Annotated in this window: 2 protein-coding genes; one reads left to right on the top strand and one right to left on the bottom strand. The window is 62.2% G+C overall.

Annotation, left to right across the window (positions count from 1 at the left end):
• Positions 1-194: 194 nt before the first annotated feature.
• Positions 195-1013, bottom strand: coding sequence for an orotidine-5'-phosphate decarboxylase (gene pyrF / locus VHE12_01650; protein ID HVZ79487.1), 819 nt, complete (start codon positions 1011-1013; stop codon positions 195-197).
• Positions 1014-1145: 132 nt separating this feature from the next.
• On the opposite strand from pyrF, the gene VHE12_01645 reads away from it, so the two are divergent.
• Positions 1146-1337 (top strand): hypothetical protein, encoded by a 192-nt coding sequence (locus VHE12_01645; GenBank protein HVZ79486.1) that lies wholly within the window; start codon positions 1146-1148, stop codon positions 1335-1337.
• The last annotated feature ends 325 nt before the right edge of the window (positions 1338-1662 follow it).

Below are 1662 nucleotides of genomic sequence, written 5' to 3'. Positions count from 1 at the left end.
TGGCCCTTGTATCGGCCCCAGGTCCGAAGGACCAAGGGCTACGCCCTTGCGGGATGGCTGACTTGAAGACTTCTCCGTGCTCTCTGTGCCCTCCGTGCGTCGCGAAGCGACCCGTGGTTCAAGTTGGGTCTCAGCCGTTCTCCGAGTTCTCCGTGTCTCCGTGGTGAAAGGCCTTAGCGTCTTGGCGGTGATGTTCAGAAGTACGTCTTCATGGCCGCCACCAGCTTTTTCGCCTGCTCCCGCGCCGCGTCGGTGAAGTCGCTCCCATTGGACGCATAAAGCACCTGCCGCGATACGTTCACCAGCAACCCGAAGCCGTCCTTCGACCGGCCTTCCTTCAGCACGCCTTCCAGGTCGCCGCCCTGGGCGCCCACACCCGGCACCAGGAAGACCGTGTCCGGCACCAGTTTCCGCAGGTCCGCCAGGGACCGCGCCTGGGTGGCGCCCACCACCAGGCCGACCTCGCCCCTCTTGCCCTTGCCCCACTCCACCGCGGTCTTGGCCACCTTTTCATAGAGCTTTTCCCCGCCTTCCAGGACCTGGGTCTGGAAATCGGCCGAGGAGGGGTTGGAGGTGAGACACAGCACGAAGGAACAGGTTCCCGGATGGTCGAGGAAGGGCTCCACCGAATCCTTCCCCATATAAGGGGAAAGGGTCAGGGCGTCGGCCTTGAGGAGGCCGTAGAAGGCCTTGGCATAGGCCTGGGACGTGTTGCCGATGTCGCCCCGCTTGGCGTCGGCCACGAAAAGGACGTCATGGGGCACCGACTGGCGCAGGAGCTCGAGGATCTCGAAACCCTGGACCCCCAGGGACTCGAAGAAGGCCAGGTTGGGCTTGTAGGCCACCGCCAGATCGCGGGTGGCGTCGATGATGGCCCGGCAGAAGCGGAGGGCGCCTTCCCCGTTCCTCGGCAGGTCCTTGGGCAGTTTTTCCAGGTCCACGTCGAGCCCCACGCAAAGACAGCCGTGGGTCCTCTGGATGGCGCTCTTCAGCCGCTGGGAAAAAGGGGTCATTCCGCCCAAAACCTTTCACATTTCGAAGGAATGTTCTTGGAAAAATTCATTGTAACCGAACGTTCCAGGGGCCGTCACCGTTATTTAACCGGCCGCTCCTACCTTGGGCCGACAACGAACGAAGGAGCGGACATGAACCCGACCACCCACTTATCCCTGTTCCAAGCCTGTGACTTCTGCCAGACCCAGGGCGTCCTCGGCCGGACCATCCTAGACCGCGACGGATGGTATTTCTGCGGACCTTGTGTCGAGGAGATCGATAAGGAATTGGAAAAAAGAAGGAACGAAAGGAAAGAAGGACAGGAGGAGCCTCAACCCGCCTGAACGGGCCGGCGCCGGAATTTTTTCACCACCAGCGCCTTCGGGGCTCACCAAGGCCACCAAGTTGCTCGAAGCAGAGTCCTCACCACGGAGCCTCGGAGGTACGGAGACAGCATCCGTCTTTCACCACCAAGCCGCTCGAAGTGGACGCTCAAGGCCATCCCTCCGGGGGTCGATCAGGGGCCAGGGGGAAGGCGGTCGCTTTCCCTCTGGCCCTTGTATCGGCCCCAGGTCCGAAGGACCAAGGGCTACGCCCTTGCGGGATGGCTGACTTGAAGACTTCTCCGTGCTCTCTGTGCCCTCCGTGGTGAACAGCCTTGGCCGTCCT

It is taken from the genome of bacterium (assembly GCA_035549195.1).
GTDB lineage: Bacteria > Oederibacteriota > Muellerivitia > Muellerivitales > Muellerivitaceae > DASZRK01.
Note: the sequence above shows the minus strand (reverse complement) of the source record. Positions and strands in the feature narration are given on the sequence as shown.

Coding starts and splice junctions, on each gene's coding strand:
- pyrF (HVZ79487.1), bottom strand. CDS start 1,013: ATGACCCCTTTTTCCCAGCGGCTGAAGAGCGCCATCCAGAGGACCCAC.
- VHE12_01645 (HVZ79486.1), top strand. CDS start 1,146: ATGAACCCGACCACCCACTTATCCCTGTTCCAAGCCTGTGACTTCTGC.